8 protein-coding genes are annotated in these 3,880 nt (G+C 69.2%); all 8 read right to left on the bottom strand.

Annotation, left to right across the window (positions count from 1 at the left end; all coding sequences use genetic code 11):
- The coding region (locus tag CCN42_RS01645) for a hypothetical protein (RefSeq protein WP_143661821.1) at positions 1-275 on the bottom strand (275 nt) is incomplete at its 3' end.
- 68 nt (positions 276-343) lie between these two features.
- On the bottom strand, positions 344-580 hold the full coding sequence (locus CCN42_RS01650; protein WP_086732725.1) for a hypothetical protein: 237 nt from the start codon (positions 578-580) through the stop codon (positions 344-346).
- A complete protein-coding gene (locus tag CCN42_RS01655; protein WP_086732726.1) occupies positions 577-867 on the bottom strand; it encodes a hypothetical protein in 291 nt (96 codons plus the stop codon). Before CCN42_RS01655 ends, CCN42_RS01650 begins: the two co-directional genes overlap by 4 nt.
- A gap of 14 nt (positions 868-881) precedes the next feature.
- Positions 882-1,331, bottom strand: a complete 450-nt coding sequence (locus CCN42_RS01660) for a hypothetical protein (RefSeq protein ID WP_086732727.1) — start codon at positions 1,329-1,331, stop codon at positions 882-884.
- A gap of 75 nt (positions 1,332-1,406) precedes the next feature.
- Entirely contained in the window at positions 1,407-1,748 is a 342-nt protein-coding gene (locus CCN42_RS01665; protein ID WP_143661822.1) for a hypothetical protein, read from the bottom strand.
- Positions 1,749-1,940: 192 nt separating this feature from the next.
- Positions 1,941-2,183: a hypothetical protein gene (locus CCN42_RS01670; RefSeq protein ID WP_086732729.1), complete on the bottom strand. Its 243-nt coding sequence runs from the start codon at positions 2,181-2,183 to the stop codon at positions 1,941-1,943.
- Between the two features lie 125 nt (positions 2,184-2,308).
- Positions 2,309-2,872 (bottom strand): hypothetical protein, encoded by a 564-nt coding sequence (locus tag CCN42_RS01675; RefSeq protein WP_086732730.1) that lies wholly within the window; start codon positions 2,870-2,872, stop codon positions 2,309-2,311.
- Between the two features lie 224 nt (positions 2,873-3,096).
- Positions 3,097-3,348 (bottom strand): hypothetical protein, encoded by a 252-nt coding sequence (locus CCN42_RS01680; protein ID WP_081241674.1) that lies wholly within the window; start codon positions 3,346-3,348, stop codon positions 3,097-3,099.
- Positions 3,349-3,880 lie beyond the last annotated feature (532 nt).

The raw sequence follows: 3,880 nt of genomic DNA on the forward strand, positions 1-3,880 counted from the left end.
GTGGTGGCGTGGGCGGGGGTGTGGGTGAGGAGGGTTCCGTCGGCGAGTCGTGCGGTGGGGCCGTGCCAGGCGCTGACGGGGATGGGGAGGCGGGCGGCAGCTGCGGCGAGGGCGGCGCGTATGGCGGCCTGCTCGGTGACGCCCATGGGGCCGACGAAGACGCGGCGTCTTACGGGGAGGGGGTGTCGGAGGTCGACGGTGGCCGCCGGGGTCTTGGGCTTGCGCGGGGAGGTCTGCTTCGCGCGGGTTTTGCGGGTGCGGGTGTTGGCGGCCATGGCTGGTCTCCGTCCTGCGGGATCGGGTGGTGGGGCGGTGGTGCTCCGGGAATGTCGTGGGGGTTCGGTCAGCGGTGGCGGTCGGCGATGCGGGCCAGGTCCTGGCTGACGGAGGCCAGTTCGTTCTGCACGTCGGCGAGGGGAGCCCAGCCGATGGCGCGGAGGGCCTTGAGGTACCGCTGGCGGGCTTCCTCGCAGTACGGGCAGGCCCGGTCTCCTGGTTCGCTTCCGCAGGTGCCGCACATAGCGCCGGCGTTGCTGAGGGCCTGGATGGCGGTGTCGTCTGCTGTGGCGGTGCGGATCATCGGGAGGCCTCCAGCCAGGCGGCGTACTCGATGCCGATCAGGTAGCGGTTCCAGTGCTGTTCGGCTCGGATGTCGTCGATGAGGGCCCTGTAGCCCTGGAGGTAGGCGGTGGAGAGCAACTGCCGGGTGTTGTGGGCTGTGGTGGGGTCGGTCATCCACTCGTAGCGGTCTTCGAGGGTTTCGACGTCGGCGCCGGCCTTTTCCTCGTTGTAGGCGTCGGCGCGGCCGCGGTAGTAGTCGGTGTTGGCGAAGGGGTTGGGCGTGGGCTCGGTGGCCATCGTGGTCATGGCGTGGGGGCCTTTCAGGCGGCGGGGGCGGCGGGCGTCTGGATGGCGAGGGTGTTGATGGCGCGGTGGATGCGGCCGATGACTTCGGCGTTGGTGGGCGGCCTCTTGGGGTGGACCGGGGAGGCGGTGGCCGCCCAGTTGGAGACGTGCTCGATGTAGTCGGGCACCCAGGTGCCGGGCTCGATCTGGGTCTCGCAGACCGCGGAGTCGAGGACGTGGCTGATGGCCTGGATGGCGGCCATGGCGCTGGCGGAGGATTCGATGAGGCGGATGGAGGCGACCTCGTCGGTGAAGAACTCGGCCGGGTAGCGGTCCGGGGTGAGGCGTTCGGCGACGACGTAGGCGACGGCGCAGATGTCGAGTCGGGGGACGGGGCCGGGCTGGGCGAACTGTTCACCGCGGTGGAGGCCGTTGTGGTCGATGTGAGTGGCCATCTGCTGGAGGACGGTGCGGGTGTCGCGCATGTGGTGCTCCCGAGGGGTTGTCACCCGGCCGCGCGGAGGCGGTGTCGCACGCGGCCGGGGAGCCGGTGGGGTGGGTCAGGCGGCAGAGGGCCGGGGGTGGTCGTGGCCGCAGGTGGGGCACTGGAGCTGGGAGAGGTTGCAGTCCGGGTCTGCGGGGGCGGTGACGACGACGCCCTGGGCGTGGCTGTCGAAGATGGCGCCGCAGCCGCAGCCGTGGTGGAGGCAGTCGCAGACGGCCAGGTCCTTGGAGGCGGGGAGGGGGATGCTGGCGGCGATGGCGACGTACTCCATGGCGTCGGTGTAGTCGCTGGTGGTGAGGGCGGCGTCCGCGTCTTCGAAGGCCTTGTCGATGACGGCCTGGGCGGTGGGGCTGAGGGCCGTGTAGTCGGCGTGGAGGCGTGCGGGGGCGTGCGTCATCAGGGCCACGGTGGCTCCCAGGGTGGTGGAGATGCGCTGAACAGGCCCCTTGCGGGGCTCTGTTGCGGTGTGATGTGTCCACAGTACCCAGTTCAGCATTGCATGGCAATGCTTTGAGCGGTGCGGGCATGAGAAAGCCCCGGCCCTGGTGTGCGGGTCGGGGCTTGCGTGGGGGGTTGTGCTGGCCGGCGACTACTTCCCGGCGGCTTCTCTCCGGTCGATCTCCGTGGCGTGAACCTCAAGCAGATCAGTCCACGACGCCCAGACGTCCTTTCCGCACTTCTCGATCGTCACCCCGTGCTTGACCGCCCACCGCTTGAGCGTGCGGGAGTCGACCTCATAGCGCGGGCCGCACTCGGCAAAGAGAGCGGACGCCTCCACCATGGTGACCATGTCGGTGTTGAAGGCGTAGGGACTGTGGACGCTGATGGCCATACGGCCTCCCGGGGTCGGGCGGCCGATGTTCGCAGCACCGTCGGCCGACAACGGGCGGACCTTGGGGGTCCAGTTGTGATTGCCGTGTGTAGTTGTGTTGCTGGGTACGACTCGTGTTCCCCCGCTCAGGTTGCACGAACTCGCACAGTTTTTCGCTGCTCCTCGACCTGGGCGTAGGCGAGGCGAGCGAGCGTCCAGCGGCGGGTGAGGCCGTCCTTGGTGCGGCACTTGCCGTTGGTGCAGATGGCCGCGTTGAGCCGGGCTTTCCACATCAGTCCGAGGGTGCGGCAGGCCGGGCAGCGGATCGGGCGGACGACCTTGATGTCGCCTTCGGCGATGGCGTGCTCGAGGCGCTGCCGGTAGAAGATGACGTCCCGCCGCAGCTGCACGGTCTCGGGCGAGTCGGCGGTGTTGTCGACGCACCACTGGTAGGCGTCCTCGACGCGCTTGGGGAGGGGGCCGGCGTCGGGGTTGGCCTGGCGGGTGTACTCGTCGAGTTCACGGACAGAGGCGTCGATGTGGTCGACGACGCTCAGGTGGGCCGGGGCCGCGGGCTCGGTGGGGGTGGCCCGGGGGCTGGAGCTGATGTAGGAGTGGCCGGCGGGTCCGGTGACGGGGCGCTCGCGGAAGTAGCGGGCGAGCGTGGCGAGGCGGCTTGCGGCGCTGTCGTCTGCTGTGTTGTCGTGCATTGGCGTCCCCGTCCCCTTGGCGGCCTCCAGGGGGCGCGGATCGTCCGTACAGCGTGTGCAGGGGCGCGCGCCGGAGGCCGGAAGCGTTCTCTCCGGGTCATTCCGGACGCCCCATCTTGGCACGGGTGCGGCTGGAGTTGAACGGATAGTTTCAAATGATCAGCGGTGTGTGTCGGGTCCGTTGGTCAGCCGCACCCGTCAAACGGTATGAACCCCCGGCATATTCAGACAAGCCGTGGTGCTGCCTTCATCCCCTCGATCAGCGCGCCGAGTTCGGACAGCTGCTCGGAGGTGATGATGTCCATGGCCTCGGCTCCCTCGAGGGCTCGCCCCACGATCGCCAGGGTCCGTAGGTAGACGAGCGCGGTCTCCTCGTCGCTGAGGGTCCGGTCGATGTCGTTGAACGCGCGCTCCGCCTGTTCCGCGAACAGGGCCTGCGGATCGGGGCCGGGGCGGGGCTGGTCGTGGTCGGTCACTGTCGTCCACCGTCCCCTGGTCGAGGCCGCCGTCTTTCCGCGGCGCCTGGTGATATCGATTACGGCCGCCTCGCCCGGTGTGTTCAGCCCGGGAGGGATGGGGGTGGCGGGTTCTGCGGACATGGGGCGTCTCCGCTCCTCCGGCAGAAATGTTCGGGAAGGTCATGCCTGCCCTGTCGGCGTTGGGCGGGCATGTCCCGCTGTGCGGCTGCCAGTCCGGACTGCGGGAGTGCCACTGTGACACCGATAGGCGGACGGGGGCGAGGACGGATGCACATTTCACCCAGTCTTGACGCTGTGGGGTGTACAGATCCGGCCGAGTCCGCTACCGCGCGCTACCGATACGCGGTATCCGTGCCCGTTGTGGCTGGTGGCATGGGAAAGCCCCCACCGGATGGGGGGCGTAGTTTGCCGACAACGACCCTGTGCCTGCGTGGGGGCTTTGAGACCTCACGGGATGATGCTCATGCCCGCCAGATGCGGCGATTGTAGACCGGGACGTTGCCATCGGGGAGAGGTGCAGCGGGATCCG

It is taken from the genome of Streptomyces glaucescens, assembly GCF_002154375.1.
Lineage (GTDB): Bacteria > Actinomycetota > Actinomycetes > Streptomycetales > Streptomycetaceae > Streptomyces > Streptomyces glaucescens.